The organism is Ligaoa zhengdingensis (genome assembly GCF_014384885.1).
Taxonomy (GTDB): domain Bacteria; phylum Bacillota; class Clostridia; order Oscillospirales; family Ruminococcaceae; genus Ligaoa; species Ligaoa zhengdingensis.
Window position 1 is genome coordinate 1 of record NZ_JACRST010000008.1, and the last position, 16942, is coordinate 16942.

19 protein-coding genes and 1 tRNA gene are annotated in these 16942 nt (G+C 52.2%); 10 read left to right on the forward strand and 10 right to left on the reverse strand.

The annotated features are described in order from the left end of the window. A partial coding sequence (locus tag H8711_RS06775) for a hypothetical protein (protein WP_249282714.1) occupies positions 1–801 on the forward strand: 801 nt, incomplete at its 5' end. 30 nt (positions 802–831) lie between these two features. Here the strand turns inward: H8711_RS06775 and H8711_RS06780 are convergent. Next, complete coding sequence (locus H8711_RS06780) at positions 832–1062, reverse strand: hypothetical protein (protein ID WP_249282715.1); 231 nt, start codon at positions 1060–1062, stop codon at positions 832–834. Positions 1063–1109: 47 nt separating this feature from the next. Further along, on the reverse strand, positions 1110–1454 hold the full coding sequence (locus H8711_RS06785) for a winged helix-turn-helix transcriptional regulator (RefSeq protein WP_249282716.1): 345 nt from the start codon (positions 1452–1454) through the stop codon (positions 1110–1112). A 214-nt stretch (positions 1455–1668) separates the two neighbouring features. On the opposite strand from H8711_RS06785, the gene H8711_RS06790 reads away from it, so the two are divergent. From H8711_RS06790 to H8711_RS06800, 3 genes are read left to right on the forward strand one after another with little or no spacing between them, the layout of a single operon-like run. Next, positions 1669–2070, forward strand: a complete 402-nt coding sequence (locus H8711_RS06790; RefSeq protein WP_249282717.1) for a pyridoxamine 5'-phosphate oxidase family protein — start codon at positions 1669–1671, stop codon at positions 2068–2070. Between the two features lie 28 nt (positions 2071–2098). Next, the gene (locus H8711_RS06795) at positions 2099–2890 is read left to right on the forward strand and encodes a protein-ADP-ribose hydrolase (protein WP_249282718.1); all 792 of its coding nucleotides are present in this window, start codon (positions 2099–2101) and stop codon (positions 2888–2890) included. Beyond that, on the forward strand, positions 2835–3713 hold the full coding sequence (locus H8711_RS06800; RefSeq protein WP_249282719.1) for an SIR2 family NAD-dependent protein deacylase: 879 nt from the start codon (positions 2835–2837) through the stop codon (positions 3711–3713). Before H8711_RS06795 ends, H8711_RS06800 begins: the two co-directional genes overlap by 56 nt. A gap of 76 nt (positions 3714–3789) precedes the next feature. Here the strand turns inward: H8711_RS06800 and H8711_RS06805 are convergent, their stop codons facing one another. Further along, positions 3790–4539: an EFR1 family ferrodoxin gene (locus H8711_RS06805; RefSeq protein WP_249282720.1), complete on the reverse strand. Its 750-nt coding sequence runs from the start codon at positions 4537–4539 to the stop codon at positions 3790–3792. Between the two features lie 190 nt (positions 4540–4729). Here H8711_RS06805 and H8711_RS06810 point away from each other — a divergent pair, with 190 nt between their 5' ends. The 4 genes from H8711_RS06810 to H8711_RS06825 all read left to right on the forward strand — a co-directional run bounded on the left by H8711_RS06810 (position 4730) and on the right by H8711_RS06825 (position 8593). Beyond that, positions 4730–5419 carry a response regulator transcription factor gene (locus tag H8711_RS06810; protein ID WP_249282721.1) on the forward strand — a complete coding sequence of 230 codons (690 nt, stop codon included), beginning with the start codon at positions 4730–4732 and terminating at the stop codon, positions 5417–5419. Continuing rightward, complete coding sequence (locus H8711_RS06815) at positions 5416–6756, forward strand: sensor histidine kinase (protein WP_249282722.1); 1341 nt, start codon at positions 5416–5418, stop codon at positions 6754–6756. Before H8711_RS06810 ends, H8711_RS06815 begins: the two co-directional genes overlap by 4 nt. 249 nt (positions 6757–7005) lie before the next feature. Next, positions 7006–7863: a PepSY domain-containing protein gene (locus tag H8711_RS06820; protein WP_249282723.1), complete on the forward strand. Its 858-nt coding sequence runs from the start codon at positions 7006–7008 to the stop codon at positions 7861–7863. A gap of 43 nt (positions 7864–7906) precedes the next feature. After that, complete coding sequence (locus H8711_RS06825; RefSeq protein ID WP_249282724.1) at positions 7907–8593, forward strand: PepSY domain-containing protein; 687 nt, start codon at positions 7907–7909, stop codon at positions 8591–8593. Positions 8594–8833: 240 nt separating this feature from the next. Here H8711_RS06825 and H8711_RS06830 read toward each other — a convergent pair. Further along, a tRNA-Pro gene (locus tag H8711_RS06830) sits at positions 8834–8910 on the reverse strand. A 153-nt stretch (positions 8911–9063) separates the two neighbouring features. On the opposite strand from H8711_RS06830, the gene H8711_RS06835 reads away from it, so the two are divergent. Both H8711_RS06835 and H8711_RS06840 read left to right on the forward strand, forming a co-directional pair. Further along, positions 9064–9738 carry a response regulator transcription factor gene (locus tag H8711_RS06835; RefSeq protein WP_249282725.1) on the forward strand — a complete coding sequence of 225 codons (675 nt, stop codon included), beginning with the start codon at positions 9064–9066 and terminating at the stop codon, positions 9736–9738. Next, positions 9726–10952 carry an ATP-binding protein gene (locus H8711_RS06840; RefSeq protein WP_249282726.1) on the forward strand — a complete coding sequence of 409 codons (1227 nt, stop codon included), beginning with the start codon at positions 9726–9728 and terminating at the stop codon, positions 10950–10952. Before H8711_RS06835 ends, H8711_RS06840 begins: the two co-directional genes overlap by 13 nt. 41 nt (positions 10953–10993) lie before the next feature. Here the strand turns inward: H8711_RS06840 and H8711_RS06845 are convergent, their stop codons facing one another. From H8711_RS06845 to H8711_RS06870, 6 genes are all read right to left on the reverse strand, one after another. Further along, positions 10994–12211 carry a cation:proton antiporter gene (locus H8711_RS06845; protein WP_249282727.1) on the reverse strand — a complete coding sequence of 406 codons (1218 nt, stop codon included), beginning with the start codon at positions 12209–12211 and terminating at the stop codon, positions 10994–10996. Beyond that, the gene (locus H8711_RS06850) at positions 12208–12729 is read right to left on the reverse strand and encodes a TetR/AcrR family transcriptional regulator (protein ID WP_249282728.1); all 522 of its coding nucleotides are present in this window, start codon (positions 12727–12729) and stop codon (positions 12208–12210) included. Before H8711_RS06850 ends, H8711_RS06845 begins: the two co-directional genes overlap by 4 nt. A gap of 127 nt (positions 12730–12856) precedes the next feature. Beyond that, complete coding sequence (locus tag H8711_RS06855; protein ID WP_249282729.1) at positions 12857–13447, reverse strand: site-2 protease family protein; 591 nt, start codon at positions 13445–13447, stop codon at positions 12857–12859. Continuing rightward, positions 13437–14459, reverse strand: a complete 1023-nt coding sequence (locus H8711_RS06860; protein WP_249282730.1) for a M23 family metallopeptidase — start codon at positions 14457–14459, stop codon at positions 13437–13439. The genes H8711_RS06855 and H8711_RS06860 overlap by 11 nt, the downstream gene beginning before the upstream one ends. A gap of 106 nt (positions 14460–14565) precedes the next feature. Beyond that, entirely contained in the window at positions 14566–15963 is a 1398-nt protein-coding gene (gene gltA / locus H8711_RS06865; protein WP_249282731.1) for an NADPH-dependent glutamate synthase, read from the reverse strand. A 19-nt stretch (positions 15964–15982) separates the two neighbouring features. Next, positions 15983–16819, reverse strand: a complete 837-nt coding sequence (locus H8711_RS06870) for a sulfide/dihydroorotate dehydrogenase-like FAD/NAD-binding protein (RefSeq protein ID WP_249282732.1) — start codon at positions 16817–16819, stop codon at positions 15983–15985. Positions 16820–16942: the final 123 nt, after the last annotated feature.

The following is a 16942-nucleotide window of genomic DNA, read 5'->3' on the forward strand; positions in this document are numbered from 1 at the left end:
AAGGCGAGTGCGCTCACAGTGGCGATGTCGAAGGTGCGCCTGGCGAAGGTGATCGAGACGCGCGAGGCGGAGATCGACGCGACGAAGTACACAGCGGCGAGCATCGAGGAACTGGAAGCCGTGATCGCGGAAGCGAAGGAGCTGCTGGAGTCCGACGAGCTGACGCTGGAACAGGAAGTAGAGATGACCAATAAGCTGAACGCGGTGAAGCTGGTGTCGATTGAGAAGCCGAGCAAACCTTCGAGCTCGAAGGGCGGCAGCACGGGCCAGGTAGCGGACAGCGATTACTGGGATGGCGTGCGCGAGAAGATTCAGAATGCGTCTGAAGGCGACACGATCAACGTGAAGTTGGAGGATGGAGAAATGATGCCCGCAATCGTTCTGGATGAAGCGAAAGCTAAGGGAGTCAAACTGAATGTAGAGATCGGCGGCAAGGATCACCTGATCAGCAGCATCGTGACCGACGCATCCGCCGTATACTACAATGGGTCCGATCTGATTGCGATGGCTGACGGGGAGCCCGCCAAACCGGAGAGCGCTCCGTTAAACAGCCAGGCAGAAGCCTCTAACCCTGAGACGGGCGGCGATGTCGCAGCAGCAATGCCCAACATGGAAACGGCTATGCCGAAGCCGGTGGAGCCCGCTGGTGAAACGGATAGCTTGAACGAGACAATCATCAGCGTGCAGACGGAGACACCGGAGGCAAGTGAGAAGCGTTCGATCCCGTGGCTGCTGGTATTGGCGGCTGCGATCGGCAGCGCGGCATTTGCCATCTTAAAGAGAAAACACAAAAACGGCTAACCCCTAAAAAAGGAGATCGGATGATTTTGGTCATCCGATCTCCTTTTTCATCAGGTACTCTTTGCCGAAAATCTCCACATGCAGGCCGATTTTCTTAGCGGCTACACGGCCCAAGATTGCGGCCGAGGCACTTTCGCCACCAGCTAGAGTCCGATCAACATCCTTCGCCTCGACGCTGTCCCCTTTCCGAATGATAAATGAGAAAAATATTTTATCGTTTTCTAGCTCATTGTGCCCTTTACCTACAAAATAATGGTGCAACGCAATATGCGCTGCACCATTTGTTATACAATAATTGAATATTTATTTTAAGTCTGGCTCACTACGCTCCCATTGGCTTTTGCTTTATATTCTTCTCCCCAATTCTGCATCGCGTCTAAAATCGGCTTGAGGCTGCGGCCCAGGTCAGTAAGGGTGTATTCCACCCGAGGCGGAACTTCAGGATAAACAGTGCGGACAAGTAAACCGCTGTGCTCCATCTCCCGCAGCTGTGCGGTCAAAACTTTTTGACTCACGCTGCCGATGGATTTTTTCAGTTCTCCAAATCGTTTTGTCCCCGGCATCAAGTCCCGGAGGATCAGAACTTTCCATTTGTCACTGATTAGCATCAGCGTTGTTTCCACCGGACAGGCAGGCAACGTCTTTGTTTCCATCGCGCATCCTCCATTTTTAAGTCATCTTTTATTTTACTCAAAACGCAATGATTCGTCAAGGAAGCTACAGACGCTGTAATGCCCATTTGTTACTCTGTGGTAACTACAGCACAATATTGTGCGTACTTCACAACGCCGAAGGGCGCTGCTACAATGAAGATGTCAAAGGGAATTGTCCCAAAACATATTTTATATCAATTCGGAGGTAACTGCTATGAATGAAGTCGTCAAATTTCTAAACGAAAACCCTGTCCAGTATCTGGCCACCATGGGTCGGGATGGGAGAGCCAAATGCCGCCCCTTTATGTTCGCAGGAGAAAAAGATGGCAGGCTGTGGTTTTGTACCAACAACCGGAAGGATGTCTACAAGGATATGCAGTCCAACCCCTACATCGAGGTTTCCGTATCCAGCCCCAGTTACGCTTGGATTCGCCTGAACGGCAGAGCGGTGTTTGAAAACAACAGGGTCGTTAAAGAAATGTGCATCCAAAACCCCATTGTCAGAAGCCAGTATCAAACTGCTGATAATCCCATTTTCGAAGTATTCTACCTTGAGGAGGCCCATGCGGTAATTGCCGACTTTTCCGGCAATCCGCCCCAGGAGTACAGCCTGTAACAACCAATATCAGCGAAAGGAATCCAACATGAACCGAATGGAACAGATTCGCTATCTCAATCGTATTTTGCTGGAAGAGCTGCCGGAATATCGTTCCCAAGCAGAACAAATTCCACAAGAGGAGGCTGCCCAACGGCGGTTACTCCGCAGCCTGATGAACCTGCGCCCCCCTATGCCCTTGCATAAAGATTTCTTGGAAGTACAGGATGCCCTGCTCTCTGCTGAGCGCGAGGAAAAAGGGATCATAGAGGGCGGCGCTCTTCTCGCTTCCCCCGCTCATCCGAAGATCGCCATCTGGCAAGGGGACATAACCCGGCTGCGGGTGGATGCCATCGTAAATGCGGCCAACAGCACCCTATTGGGGTGTTTTTGTCCCTGTCACGGCTGCATCGATAACGCGATCCACTCAGCGGCGGGGCTCCAACTCCGTGACGAATGCAATCGGATCATGACGGCCCAGGGCCGCCCGGAGCCCACTGGCCGTGCCAAGCTGACCCGTGGCTATCATCTGCCGGCAAAATATATCCTTCACACAGTCGGCCCCATTGTTCAAGGCAACGTGACTGAGCGAGACCGCGAGAATCTGCGATCCTGCTATCGTTCTTGTATGGAATTGGCGGCAGAAAAAGGGCTGGAAAGCGTGGCATTTTGCTGTATTTCAACAGGAGAGTTTCATTTTCCCAACCGGGAGGCAGCGGAAATTGCAGTGGATACTGTCACCAAATCCCTGCAAGCACCGACCTCGATCAGAAAGGTTATTTTCAATGTTTTCAAAGATACTGACGCAAACATCTATCGAAACCTGTTCAGGGCAAATTAAAAGGCTGAAATCCGCGCTGAACGCGGCGGAGGCCGTGGTGGTCGGCGCGGGTTCCGGTCTGTCTACATCGGCGGGTTTGACCTACTCCGGGGAACGTTTTGAGAAAAACTTCCGGGATTTTATGGACAAGTATGGCATCCAGGATATGTATTCCGGTGGTTTTTATCCCTTTGAGGATTCAAGGGAATACTGGGCATGGTGGAGCCGCCAAATTATGTTAAACCGGTACGAAAAAGCACCTAAGCCAACTTATGATCAACTGCTGGCCCTGATGGCTGGGAAGGACTACTTTGTTCTCACCACCAATGTGGATCATCAATTCCAACTGGCGGGCTTTGATAAAAAGCGGCTCTTCTATACGCAAGGGGATTACGGCTTGTGGCAGTGCAGCCAACCCTGCTGCCAACAGACTTATGACAACGAAAGTGCGATTCGCCGCATGGCAGCGGAGCAGCAGAATATGCGCATTCCCACAGAACTGATTCCAAAGTGTCCCCGATGCGGACGCCCTATGGCCATGAATTTGCGTATGGATGACACCTTTGTGCAGAATGCAGGGTGGTATGCCGCCCGATCTCGCTATGTGGATTTTCTCAGCAGGCATGAAGGGGCGCGGGTGTTGTTTTTAGAACTGGGCGTGGGCTACCACACGCCGGTGATCATCAAATATCCTTTTTGGCGGATGACCGAGGAAAATCATCATGCGATATATGCTTCCATCAATTCAGGCGGAGCAGCTTGCCCCACGCAGCTAAAACAGCAGTCCATCTGCCTTGAAGCCGATATCGGGGAGATCCTTTCCGCAATGGAAACGGCAAGTTAAGAAAGGCCCCCCTTCTTTTCTCACGCCAATTCTGTTATGAGCCACACTCAGGCGCCAACTTGGAGCAGATAGAACGCTAGTCTTCCATAATATAGTGGCGGTGCCGGCCCTTCGATGCCGTCTTATACTCAATTGTCCCGACTGGGCACCCGGCGATACAAGCCATACAATGGGTGCAGTTGCCCTTCCACACCGGTTTCCCATTTATCATATCGATATTATTCAGAGGACAGCGCTGCGCACACCTGCCGCAGGATACACAGGCATCTGAAACGGCGAAGCCCCTGTCGTGGACAAATAACGGATAATAGAGGACATTGATCGGGCCGCTCAACAGCTTATCCCGGAAGGAGCTCGCCGGAGCGGGCAGAGGCTCCCCTCTTTCAATCTGCGCAGCAATGGCGGCGAGGGCCGGTTTCGCCCGTTCTATGATCGCCCGACACTCTGTTTCATTTGGGGACGGGAACATCGCAATGTAATTTTCAGGCATGGCGACCGAGGCGAGCCCGCAAAATTGCAGGCCCTTCTCACCACAGAGCTTTTGGGCATAGGCGGCGGCGTTCCCACAGCTTTCTCCACAGGTCAGGATAAAATAGACGTTCAGATTTCCCGCAAAGCTGCTGTCCTGAATCCACCGCTCGACGACCTTTGGGATCCGCCAGGCATAGGTGGGGGTGACAAATACAAAGGGCTTTTCCGAGTGAAAAGTACCGTTCTTCCCTTCCTTCAGGAACTTATTAATCGGCACGACCTCATCCTTGACTGTCTCTGCGATCTGTTTTGCTGCGAGTTGACTGTTTCCCGTGCCGCTGAAATAAAAGATCATGCGCTTTTCCTCCTCTTGACAGGATGATGCTTCTTCTATATGATGCATATTGTATCATATAGGTCACATCTGTCAACCGCTGGGCCTGATACAGAAGGGAAACGCCGGAAAATATGGCAAACAAAACTCTGCGTATTGCAAACGCGTAAAAGATGCTTTAGGTCTTCTGAATATCAGGAGGTGAACCGATATGAAGATTCTGGTGGTCGAGGACGAACGCGATATGAACCGCCTGATTGTAAAAACGCTGAAAAAGGCGGGCTATACTGTGGACGGCTGTTACAACGGCGAGGAGGCGCAGCTACATCTGCTGGGCGCGCAGTACGATGCCATCCTGCTGGATGTGATGATGCCCAAAATGAACGGCTACGAGCTGCTTCAAAAACTGCGCGCCAAGGGAATGAATACCCCAGTTTTATTCCTGACCGCGCGGGATGCCGTCGAGGACCGGGTGAAGGGGCTGGACCTTGGCGCGGACGACTATCTGGTGAAGCCCTTTGCCTTTGACGAATTGTTGGCCCGCATCCGCGTGATGACCCGCAAAAACGCAGGGGTTCGCAGCAACCAGCTCACCGTAGGCAGCCTGACGGTGGATATCGACCGCCGCATCGCCATCCGCGACGGCGAGGAGATCCCCTTGCTTCCCAAGGAGTTTGCCATCCTCGAATATATGGCGCGCAATCCCGGCGTTGTTCTGTCCCGGGAACAACTGGAAAACCAGATCTGGAACTACGAATATTCCGGCAGTTCGAACAACATCGATGTATACATAAGCCGGCTGCGCAAAAAGCTCGACGGCCCTGGCCCTGTCAAGCTGCTCCACACGATACGCGGTGCTGGTTGGGTGCTGAAAGAGGATAAAACGGGGGGCCCGCCATGAGGAAGCTGCCGGTTAAAGCAAAGATCACTGCATGGGTCACCCTGCTGCTCATCCTGTTGGGGATTTTTCTGCTCTCTTTTATGCTGCTGATCAGCAATTCCGTCACCCGGCGGACCGCGATGTCACAGTTGACCCAGACGGTGCAGAGCAGCTTAAAGCATATATCCCGGCAGCAGGACCGGCTGGTTTTTGCAGACGATTTCAAGTTCTATCAAAACGGCGTTTCCCTCCTGATCTACAGCCAAAGTGAAGCGCTCCTGGCAGGACAGCTTCCCCTTTCGTTCACCGCTCAGGAACCCTTTCAGAACGGGATTACCCGTTCGGTGCAGGTGGGAGATGGGGAATATCTGGTCATGGATTTGTGGGCGCAGCTGGACTGGGAGAACGGCGTCTGGGTGCGCGGGTTGCTGGAGGCGCCCAAACATCGGCAGGTGACCCACAATATGCTGCGCATCGCCCTGATTTCTCTGCCGACCTTCGCTTTGCTGGCGGCATTGGGCGGATGGCGCATCGTCCAACGGGCATTCCGTCCGCTGGACAGCATCACTGCCACCGCGTCTGCAATCAATGAGGCGAAGGATCTCTCCGGACGGATCGACCTCCCGCCCGGACGGGACGAGTTCTCCCGTCTCGCCCAGACCTTTAACCAGATGTTTGAACGGCTGGAGCGTTCCTTTGAGGCGGAAAAACAGTTTACCGCCGATGCATCCCATGAACTGCGCACGCCGGTTTCGGTCATCAAGAGCGCCTGTGAGTATGCCGAACAGTTCGATGAAACCCCAGAGGAGAGGCAGGAGACCATCGAGATGATCCACCGCCAAGCGGAAAAGATGTCGGCGATGATCTCCCAGCTGCTGAGCATGACGCGGCTGGATCAAGGTATCGAGTCTGTTCGGATGGAGCCCGTGGATGTCAAAAAGTTGGTGCTCTCAACCTTTGAGGAGAAGGCTTACAATCAGGACCGTTTACGTCTAAAGTTATCGGAGCAAATACAGGTTCAAGCCGATCCGGTATTGCTGTCCCGCCTGCTTGTGAACCTCGTGGATAATGCGTTGCAGTACGGTAAAGTGGACGGACCGGTGGAGGTCCTCCTCCGCCGGGAACAAGGGGAAATATTGCTTTCGGTGCGGGATGAGGGAGACGGCATTCCGCTGGAATTGCAGGAGAAGATATGGGAGCGGTTTTATCAGGCCGATCCGTCCCGCAGCGGCGGCGGAGCGGGGTTGGGGCTCTCGATGGTGCGCCAGATCGCCCAGGTTCTTGGCGGGTACATGGAGCTGAAGAGTGCGCCCGGAAAGGGTAGTATTTTCACTTTGCATCTGCCGGATCAGCTATAATTTTTAATAGGCGCGCTGTCGAACCTGCGTCTGGTAAGATGCAGTGGAGCCGGCCAAATATAGATGCCGAGGCGTCATTACGCCTTATTATTACAGGGCGTTTCAAACAGACAGCCGGATTGATGATAGCGCAATCCGGCTGTCTGTTTTTGATTTTCTCCGATTTCGTATAAAAAATTTTGGCAATTTCATATTCATTTCAGGTTTTTCCTTTATGATGGCCTCAGAAACAAAAAGGAGTGACGAAATATGCAATGGAAATACAGACTATCCGCCCTCGCCGTATCCCTGGCTCTGCTGGCTGGCTGTTCTGCCCAACAGACTGCATTAGCCCATATCGACTTGGAGGCGGCGAAGATCAAAGCGCTGGAGCAGGCCGGTCTGACTGCCTCGGAGGTGGAGTTTACTGCCGCTACAGCGGGAACCCGCAACGGGGTGGATTATTACCGGGTAGAATTCACCGCAGATGGGCAACCCTATCAGTTCGATATTGACGCCATGACAGGCCTCATTATTGAGGAATCTGCTTCGGATATCCCACAAGGGGGCGATGACAGCAAGAGCAGCTCTTCCAGTGTAGAGGAAGGCCATCCGGAGACCGACGTGGATCACTTTACCGCCCCGTCGCAATCTTCACAGGCATCCTCCACTGCTTCCGGTGAAATTATCACCGAAAAGAGGGCTAAGGAGATCGCTCTGTCCCATGCCGGGCTGAAAGAAGCGGACGTCACCTTTGTAAAAAGCGCGCTGGACTACGATGATGGATATCAGATGTATGAAGTGGAGTTCTACACCAAAGATTACAAGGAGTACGACTATGAAATTGACGCCCGCACCGGCGAGATTATCTCTTACGACTACGACGCGGAAGATTACACCGCACCTTCATCCGGCAAAACCATTTCGGAACAGAAAGCCAAGGAGCTTGCACTCTCTCAGGTTCCAGGGGCCACTGCAAACGACATCTTGGAATTTGAGGTAGACCATGACGACGGCCGGATGGAATACGAAGGCAAGATCCTCTATGACGGCATGGAATATGAATTTGAAATCGACGCTTATAGCGGCGCAATCCGAAGCTGGGAAGCGGAACCTATCGGCCGTTGAGGCGAAAGTTAGAAAGGCAAAATAAGATTGGAGGAAATTTCTTATGAAAAACATCTGCCATAAAAGTGCTTTGACAAAGCGCATCGTTTTCCTGTTGTTGGCTGTCACACTGTTCTGCTCAATAAGCGCCGGTGCATTTGCCGTCCAGTACGCCAAACCGGTCAACGTTAAAATCTCTCGCGATGCATCCGACAAAGAAAAAAATGTCACCGCGCAACTCCGCCCCAGCTTTACTGAAACCACTCAGCCGACATCTTCCGCTAACTCCAACAACTACATCGGTGAGCGTAAAGCGAAATCCATCGCACTGAACCACGCCGGGATCGAGGAGTCAGCGGTGACCTTCCTCGGCTGCAAACTGGATTACGACGACGGCCGGGCTGAATACGATGTGGAGTTTTTCAAAGGCAACACCGAGTATGATTACGAGATCGACGCCGAAAGCGGCACGATCCTCAGCTATGATTACGATGTCGAATCGTATACTCCGCCCTCCAGCAAGAACTCCTCCAGTACCAGCTATATCGGCGAGCAGAAAGCCAAATCGATTGCTTTAAGCCATGCGGGCATCTCTTCTAAGGACGCGACCCAGATGCAGTGCAAATTGGACCGAGATGACGGGCAGATGGTCTATGAAGTCGAATTCGAGGTCGGCCGAACCGAATATGAGTACGAAATCGACACCATAAGCGGTACGATTTACCAAAGTGAAAAAGAATTTGACGACTAATTGATAGATCTTGTTGTTATTTTTTCTTGTCAAGATGTAGTCTCACTCTACATTTCCAACCCCTATTTTTTAGCGCTTGTGGGATATGCTCCGATCCCTATAGGTTCACGTAAGCATCAAGTAAATTCCCAGAGATACAGATGTAAAAGGCCGCCAGCTGTGCTGGCGACCTTTTTAGTCGGAGTATATCATAGGACTAAAACAAAAGAAAAAGTCATCAGTCAAAGACTGATGACTTTTTGGTCTGAGTAGCGGGATTTGAACCCACGGCCTCTACCACCCCAAGGTAGCGCGCTACCAATCTGCGCTATACCCAGAACTCACACGGAATTCAGCAAATCCCGCTCAATTATCTTACCACATCCTAGATCAAAATGCAAGCCTTTTCGCCTAAAAATTAAATTTATTCCATCCCCAATAGATGAAATATTTATATTTTTTTGCTATCCTGAAAAAGAGGTGATCTGAGTATGCAGCATAAAATATTAATTGTAGATGACGAACCCGATGTTGTCGCACTTTTGCGCGATTATTTTGAGATAAACGGCTACCTTGTATTTACAGCGATCACAGCAGAAGAGGCTATCCAGCAAGTGGAGCACCAACCGGAGATCATCCTGTTGGACATCAATATGCCGGGAATGGATGGAATCGCCGTTTGCTCAAAAATTCGCCCCTTTATTTCCTGTCCTATCCTGTTTCTCACCGCGAGGGTGGAGGATGCAGACAAAATCACCGCGTTTACTGCTGGCGGCGACGATTATGTGACCAAGCCCTTTTCCATCGATGAACTGGGCGCACGTGTAGCAGCCCATTTGCGGCGTGAAGCAAGAGGGATGCAGCCGGCGCAGATCCGGTTTGCGGACGACCTGACAATCGATTACACCGCTCATGAGGCCTTTTTCTGTGGCCGACGGGTGAATCTTACCAAAAAAGAATTCGAGATTTTAGAATTTCTATCCCGACATCGGGGCCAAATCTTTGATAAAGAACGCATCTATGAGCACCTTTGGGGATACGACAGCGAGGGAAGCAGCACAGTGGTCGCTGAACACATCAAGCGTATCCGTGCCAAACTGACGGCGATGGGCGCACAGTCTCCGATCGAAACCGTTTGGGGGGTGGGATATAAGTGGATCAAATAAAAACGCGCCCGCACCTTATCCAGAACATCTCCCTCAAATGGAGTTTTGCCCTTTATGTAACGTCCTGCCTTTTGATCGCGCTGATGCTATCTGCTGGATTGGGTTTCTTCACTTCCCTTCTGCAAGACCAATTGAACGAGAAGTATCAGGCCCTGTATGGGGAGGAAATCTACCGCCGCGGCAGTATCCTGGTGGACGGTCAGGTGATTCAGGAAGGTACTATTCTGATCGGAATCCAGTCGTTGACCGACTATTTTAGTTCACAGGACCTCTTCCTCTATCGCTTCTGCGACTGGGCGACCACCTTTGGGGTGCCTCTTATCTTTATCATTTGCATCGTTTCATCAAGCCTATTGTTTTATCGCCGCAAATTAAAACATCCGCTCCAATTGCTGGACGATGCAGCCCGACGGATCGCCCGAAATGATCTGGATTTTTCGATCTCCACCGAAGGCCGCAACGAATTGGATCGGCTCGCACAGTCCTTTGAACGGATGCGCGCCGCACTCGAACAAAACAACCGCGCGATGTGGCGGACAATGGAAGAGCGACGCCAAATCAACGCCGCCTTCTCCCATGACCTGCGAACTCCGATGACTATTTTGCGCGGTTACAACGACTTTTTGCTGCAATACTATCCCTCAGGCCGCCTGTCGGAAGACAAAATTCTCACCACACTGCACACAATGGATCACCATATCGCCCGATTGGAGCGCTATATTCAAAGCATGAGCTCCATCCAGCGGTTGGAGGAACGCGAACCGGCCCCCCTGCCTGTCGACCTTTCAGTATTGGTAGAACATCTGGAATACTCCGGAAAGATGCTCTGCCGTGATCGCGCCTTTTCCCTATCCTGTCGGGATTCCGGCAACTTCACCGTCGATTCCGCTTTTCTCTCGGAGGTGTTTGAAAATCTCGTTTCCAATGCGGTTCGCTATTGTACCAGCTCGGTTCAGGTTTCTCTATCTCTTCAAAAGGATCGACTTGTGCTCACCGTCTGCGACGATGGACACGGCTTTTCCCAAGACGCACTTTCGCACGCCGCAGACGCCTACTATCGCGCGGAAAAAGAGGCGCGCGACAGCGAGCATTTCGGCCTTGGATTGCACATCGCCCGTGTACTCTGCGAAAAACACGGCGGATATCTTCAGGCCGCCAATCGGCCCGGCGGCGGAGCGCAGGTGACTGCGTTCTTTTCCGCCCTACATTCATGAATAACATAGGCGGCAAGAAATTTTTCTTGCCGCCTATGTTACTATTGTCCGATTTCATCAGCCCATATAAAAGCATATTTGGCTATAATCACTGCGATAACCTCGTTGATAATAGCGGCTGCTACGATCGTCCCCTGTACAATGGAGGAAAGATTCGGGTCGATCCCATTTAATGTAACCGCTGCAATTCCTGTGAATACGAGAGAAACGCCCGAATGAGGCAGAAGGGCAAAACCGAGATATTTTGTAACCGTGGGCAGAGCTTTTGTTATTTTCCCTCCAATATAGGCGCCTCCGATTTTCCCCATCGCGCGGGAAAGGATATAGACAACAGTAAACACGCCAGCTCCAGCAATTAAACGATAGTCAAGCGGCACTCCCAAATTGACAATGACCAAGACGAGGGACAAATTCAGGATTCCGTCATACTTTTTAAATATCTCTTCTGTTTTTTCTTCCGGTATCAGGTTGACCAACGTAGCGCTGAACGCCATACCGATCAGGATATCATTCAGCCTAAATGAATGAAACAAGAATATATCGACTAGAACCCCTATCGCTGTGGAAACACAAAGGAAGAACAGCAGCAAAGCAAAGTTTATCTTTGCATTCTTTACTTTTTTGATGATCATCGATGCAATCAATCCAACACCGATTCCGATGATAAACGGAAAACATACAGAAGCAACGATGACGAACACCGATTCTGATCCAGTACCCATTGCGGAACCGATGATGGAAATGACGGTAAAAAACACAGCAACGCCTATGACATCGTCAATTGCCGCCAAAGGGATGAGCGTTTTGGTAACTGGACCGCTTGTGTGGTATTCGTTCACAATAGAAAGCGCCGGGACAGGTGCGGTCGCCAAGGCGATCCCGCCGAATACAAACGCCAAGTATATGGGAATATCCATCCAGAAGAATACCAGCGCAAATACCAACGAAACAAATAAAAAAGTGCTGATGGATTGCACAAAGGTAATTCCTATGATCTGTTTTCCTGTCTTTGCAAATTTTTTAAAAACAATTTCCTTGCCAATCATAACGCCAGCAAAACACTCAAACGCCTTCATGGCAATTTTATACCAATTTGCGTCCATTATATCGAAAGTTATAATTTCAACAAGATATGGACCGAATACGACGCCTGTGATCAGCCAGCCAAGAATGGCCGGCAATTTGATTTTTGCCACAATTTTGCCGACAACAAATGCAATACATACGATCGCGAATACTCTTAAAATATCAACTATCATTTTATTTGCCTCAACATTCTAACTATTATTGCAGAATCAGCGCTGCAAGCGATCGCTTTGTCAAACGCCCCATCTATAATCAATTGATACATTCCAGCCTCGTCATCGTTCATGCTACCACAAACATAGGGTTTTATTGTATCCCAAACATCCAAATGGCCCTGTACTGCAAAATCCCCAATCTTATTGTTCAAACAATACTTGTTGAAAATCTCTTTGCGAACCATTTTGGCGGAGCTGAAATAGCGCAGTAATAGCTCTTCCGCTATCTTCGGAGTACCCGCCTGAATAATTTTTTCTATCTCCCCCTTTAAATCAGTATAAAACTTTTCATAGATTGCATAGGCAAGCGCTTCTTTGGTCGAAAAGTACTTATAAACTGTTTTCTTTGAAATTTTCATCCTTTCAGCCAGAGTATCTACAGAAAACCGCAGGCCTTCCGCCTGTAAGCTCTTTATGGACTCTTCTATAATTTTACTCTTCATGTTGGAAACATTCCATTTCTTTTTTGTTTCCATTGTATCACCAACTTTTCATACCGTCAAGCTCATGATGATAAAGATAGAGGCGCAGCGATTACACTGTGCCTCTATCCTACAGAAATATTCCGTTGTCATGCCCAGCAAATAACCGGACCTCCCTCTGTCAGTGCCGGCTGCTAAATATCGTAAAGGCGAGATAAATCAAAGTCACCGCCAGGGTTATGTTGGCCTGCCCCCGTAACCCCAGCAGGATGCCCGCCGCCGCCAGCGGAATCAAAAACAGAAGCGAAACGGTACGGCAGATTTTCTCTGCGCGGCGCGGGTCGGAAAAGCAACTCGCCAGATTGCGCACAATCATTCCGCCATCCAATGCACCGATCGGCAGGAGGTTGTAAAGCCCCATCAAGAGATGGATCAGGGAAAGCTGTGTAAACCTCCCACCCGCCAAACAGAGCAGCACGCCCGCTGTCATCAGGTTGACCAGTGGACCGGCCAAATAGATGGCGATTTCCTTACCGTAGGAGACCGCTGTGCTCGGCCGCTTTTGGATGCGGATGCCGAACGACACAAAATCGATACTGCGCGGCGCCTGGCCAAAGCGGTACATCACCACCAGATGGCCCAGCTCATGCAGAAGGGCGGCGCAAAACATCTGGCCGCCGAGCCCGGTCCGGTCCAATGTAAAAAATACGGTGAGCACCGCCAAAAAGGGGTAGCTGACTGTCACCGTCGCACCAAACAGCTTAAAATTCATCGTACACCCAGGCTGGATTCGCCTGCAAGCCGTTTACCCGAAATTCCAAATGCACATGGTTGCCGGTCGACATTCCCGTGCTGCCCACCTTCGCGATCACCTCCCGTTTGCGCACGTTGGCGCCCTCTGGCGCCAGAATTTCACTGCAATGGCAGTAGGCGGTTTCCAGAGTCTTGCTGTGGCGGATGACGATATATTTGCCGTAGATGGCGGAGGAGCCCACCTCGCTGACCGTCCCAGGCAACACGGCTGAGATGGGGGTTCCTCCCGCCGCAGCGATATCCACCCCAGTATGGAAGTCATCCTTTCCGGTGATCGGATGGATACGGTAACCGAACCGGCAGGTCAGTGTACCTCGTGCAACCGGCAGGCAGGGCTTGTCTGTTATAAAAAAAGGCGCGAGCGTCGCCGAGTCCGGCGCGCTCACCTTCTTTTCCGACCGAATCAGCCGGATGGGGTTGATTCCCCCACCCTGGCCTGTCTGAGCCTGTGGAGCCGGATCGATGGAGAGCTCCCCAGGCGGCTGTTGTTCATCAGATGGGCCGCTTCCTTCGTCCTTCAGCTCATCTTCAGCATGGGGCTGCGGCAGATACTGTTCGATGTACCCGGCCAACTCTTCATCGATGATCCCCCCCGCGGAAACTTCCTCTTCCGGCAGCTCAATCTGTTCGGAGGAGGAGGAAGCAGGGAGCGACTCTGGCTGGGCTGGGCTTTCCTCCGGCGACCAAACCGGAAGCTGCAAATTCCACTGTGCCAGCATCGCATCGACAAATCCGAGGTTGAGCTCGCGTCCCAGCACCTCCCCCGCCGCCTGCCTCGCACTTTCGTAAAATGGCAGACCGGACAGCTTGATGCACCAAGCCAGCGCCAACAGGATCAAACACACCGTAATCTGCGCGAGCATGGCGGACAGCACGGCATCCTGCTGCAACCGCTCCCCACGGCCTGTTCCCCGGCTGCGCTCCCGCGCCGCCCGTGCCTTTGTCTGCCTGCGTTCCTCCCAGCCTGTCATCTGTCATCGACCTCCGCCCTTCTTCACTCTGTTACAAGCATATGACGAAGCCAAACAAAAAAGTACCGGCAGGCAACGCCCGCCGGTAACTTCAGAGGTCTACAAATTAGTTCTGCTTGCTGAGGATGTACTGTTCGATTGATTCCGCCGCGGTCTTACCCGCGCCCATCGCGAGGATGACTGTAGCCGCGCCGGTTACCGCATCGCCGCCCGCGAACACCCCTTCGCGGGTTGTCGCCGCATGGTCGTCCGCCACCAAACAGCCATGGCGGTTGGCTTCCAAGCCCGGGGTGGTGGAACGGATCAGCGGATTGGGGGACGTTCCGATCGACATAATCACACTTTCGACCGGGATCTCAAAGTTGCTGCCCTCGACCGGAACAGGACGGCGGCGTCCGGACGCATCGGGCTCGCCCAGCTCCATTTTGACGCATTCGATGGCGCGCACCACGCCGTTCTCGTCGCCCAGAATCTGCACCGGGTTGGTGAGCAGGCGGAACTCGATCCCCTCCTCCATCGCGTGATGGACCTCCTCTGCACGCGCGGGCAGCTCATCCATCGAACGACGGTAGACGATATACACATTTTTGGCGCCCATGCGCTTGGCGCAGCGGGCTGCGTCCATCGCCACATTTCCGCCGCCCACCACAGCGATATCGTCGCAATGGCTGATCGGGGTGTCGTAGCCCTCCTGATATGCCTTCATCAGATTGATGCGCGTGAGGTACTCATTGGCGGAATAGACACCCAACAGATCCTCACCCGGAATTTTCATAAAGTTCGGCAGACCCGCGCCGGTGCCCACAAACACCGCTTCAAAGCCCATCTCGTCAAACAGCTCGTCGATTGAGAGAACCTTGCCCATCACCATATCGGTCATGATGTTGACGCCCAGCTCTTTGAGCTTTTCGATCTCCTTGGCGACAACCTTCTCCTTGGGCAGGCGGAATTCGGGGATGCCGTAGACCAGCACACCGCCTGCGGTGTGAAACGCCTCAAAGATGGTGACTTCAAACCCCTTCTGGGCCAGCGAACCTGCACAGGAAAGGCCCGCCGGACCCGCGCCGATGATGGCGACCTTGTGGCCGTTGCTCTGAGGCCTTTTCGCCTTTTCGGTGCAGTTTGCCATATACCAGTCCGCGACAAAGCGCTCCAGGCGGCCAATTGCCACCGGCTCGCCCTTGATGCCGCGCACGCATTTGCCCTCGCACTGGTTCTCCTGCGGGCAGACGCGACCGCAGATTGCGGGCAACGCATTGGTGCTGGTGACAATTTTGTACGCCTCAGCAAAGTTTCCCTCCGCTACCTTGGCAATAAACTCGGGGATGCGGACATTCACCGGGCATCCGGACACGCACGGCTTATTCTTGCAGTTCAGGCAGCGGGTCGCTTCCTCCACCGCCATTTTCTCGGTGTAGCCCTGAGCGACCTCTTCAAAATTATGATTTCTCACATCTGGTTCCTGTTCCGGCATCGGAACCTTTTTGGGAGCCATGTTTGGCATTGCAATCTACCTCCTTCAATCAAACCGTTTGGTTCAGCAGGCGGCAATGCTCCGCGTCATGGCGCTCCTGCTCCTTATAAAATGTGTTGCGCTTCATCAGCTCGTCGTAGTCCACCAAGTGGCCGTCGAAGTCCGGGCCGTCGACACAGGCGAACTTGATCTCGCCGCCCACTGAAACGCGGCAGCCGCCGCACATGCCGGTGCCGTCGATCATGATCGGGTTAAGCGACACCAGCGTCTTGATGCCGTATGGCTCTGTGACCTTGGAGACAAACTTCATCATCGGGATCGGCCCAATGGCGATGACCAGGTCATACTGATTGCCAGCGTCGATGAGCTCCTGCAATTTGTTGGTGACAAAGCCCTTCTCACCGTATGTACCGTCGTCGGTGGTGATATAAAGGTGGTTGCACACTTTTTTGAAGTCATCCTCCAGGATGACGATGTCCTTGCTGCGGAAACCTGCGATCACATCGACCTCACAGTCCATATTGTACAGTGCCTTGGCGGAGGGATATGCGATTGCATTGCCCACGCCGCCGCCGATCACACAGGCCCTTTTATAGCCTTCCAGTTCGGTCGCCTTGCCCAGCGGGCCGACAAAATCGGCCAGAAAATCGCCTTCGTTCATCTGGGCGAGCATCTTGGTGGAGCGGCCCACCGCTTGAAAGATGATGGTGACTGTGCCGCGCTGGGCGTCGGTATCTGCGATGGTAAGAGGGACGCGCTCCCCGTGGCTGTCGATGCGGAAGATGATGAACTGGCCCGCCTTGGCTTTCTTGGCAATAAACGGCGCCTCCACTTCCATCCGCGTCACCGCGCTGTTGAGCTGCTCCTTTTTCACTATTTGAAACAAAACAAACACTCCTTTTGCGCTCATTACTGGAACAATTCTAAACTTGATAAAAAAATAACACCAAATATAGAATTCTTTAGAACTTCTACCTATGATTATATCGGATATACCTGCTTTTATCAA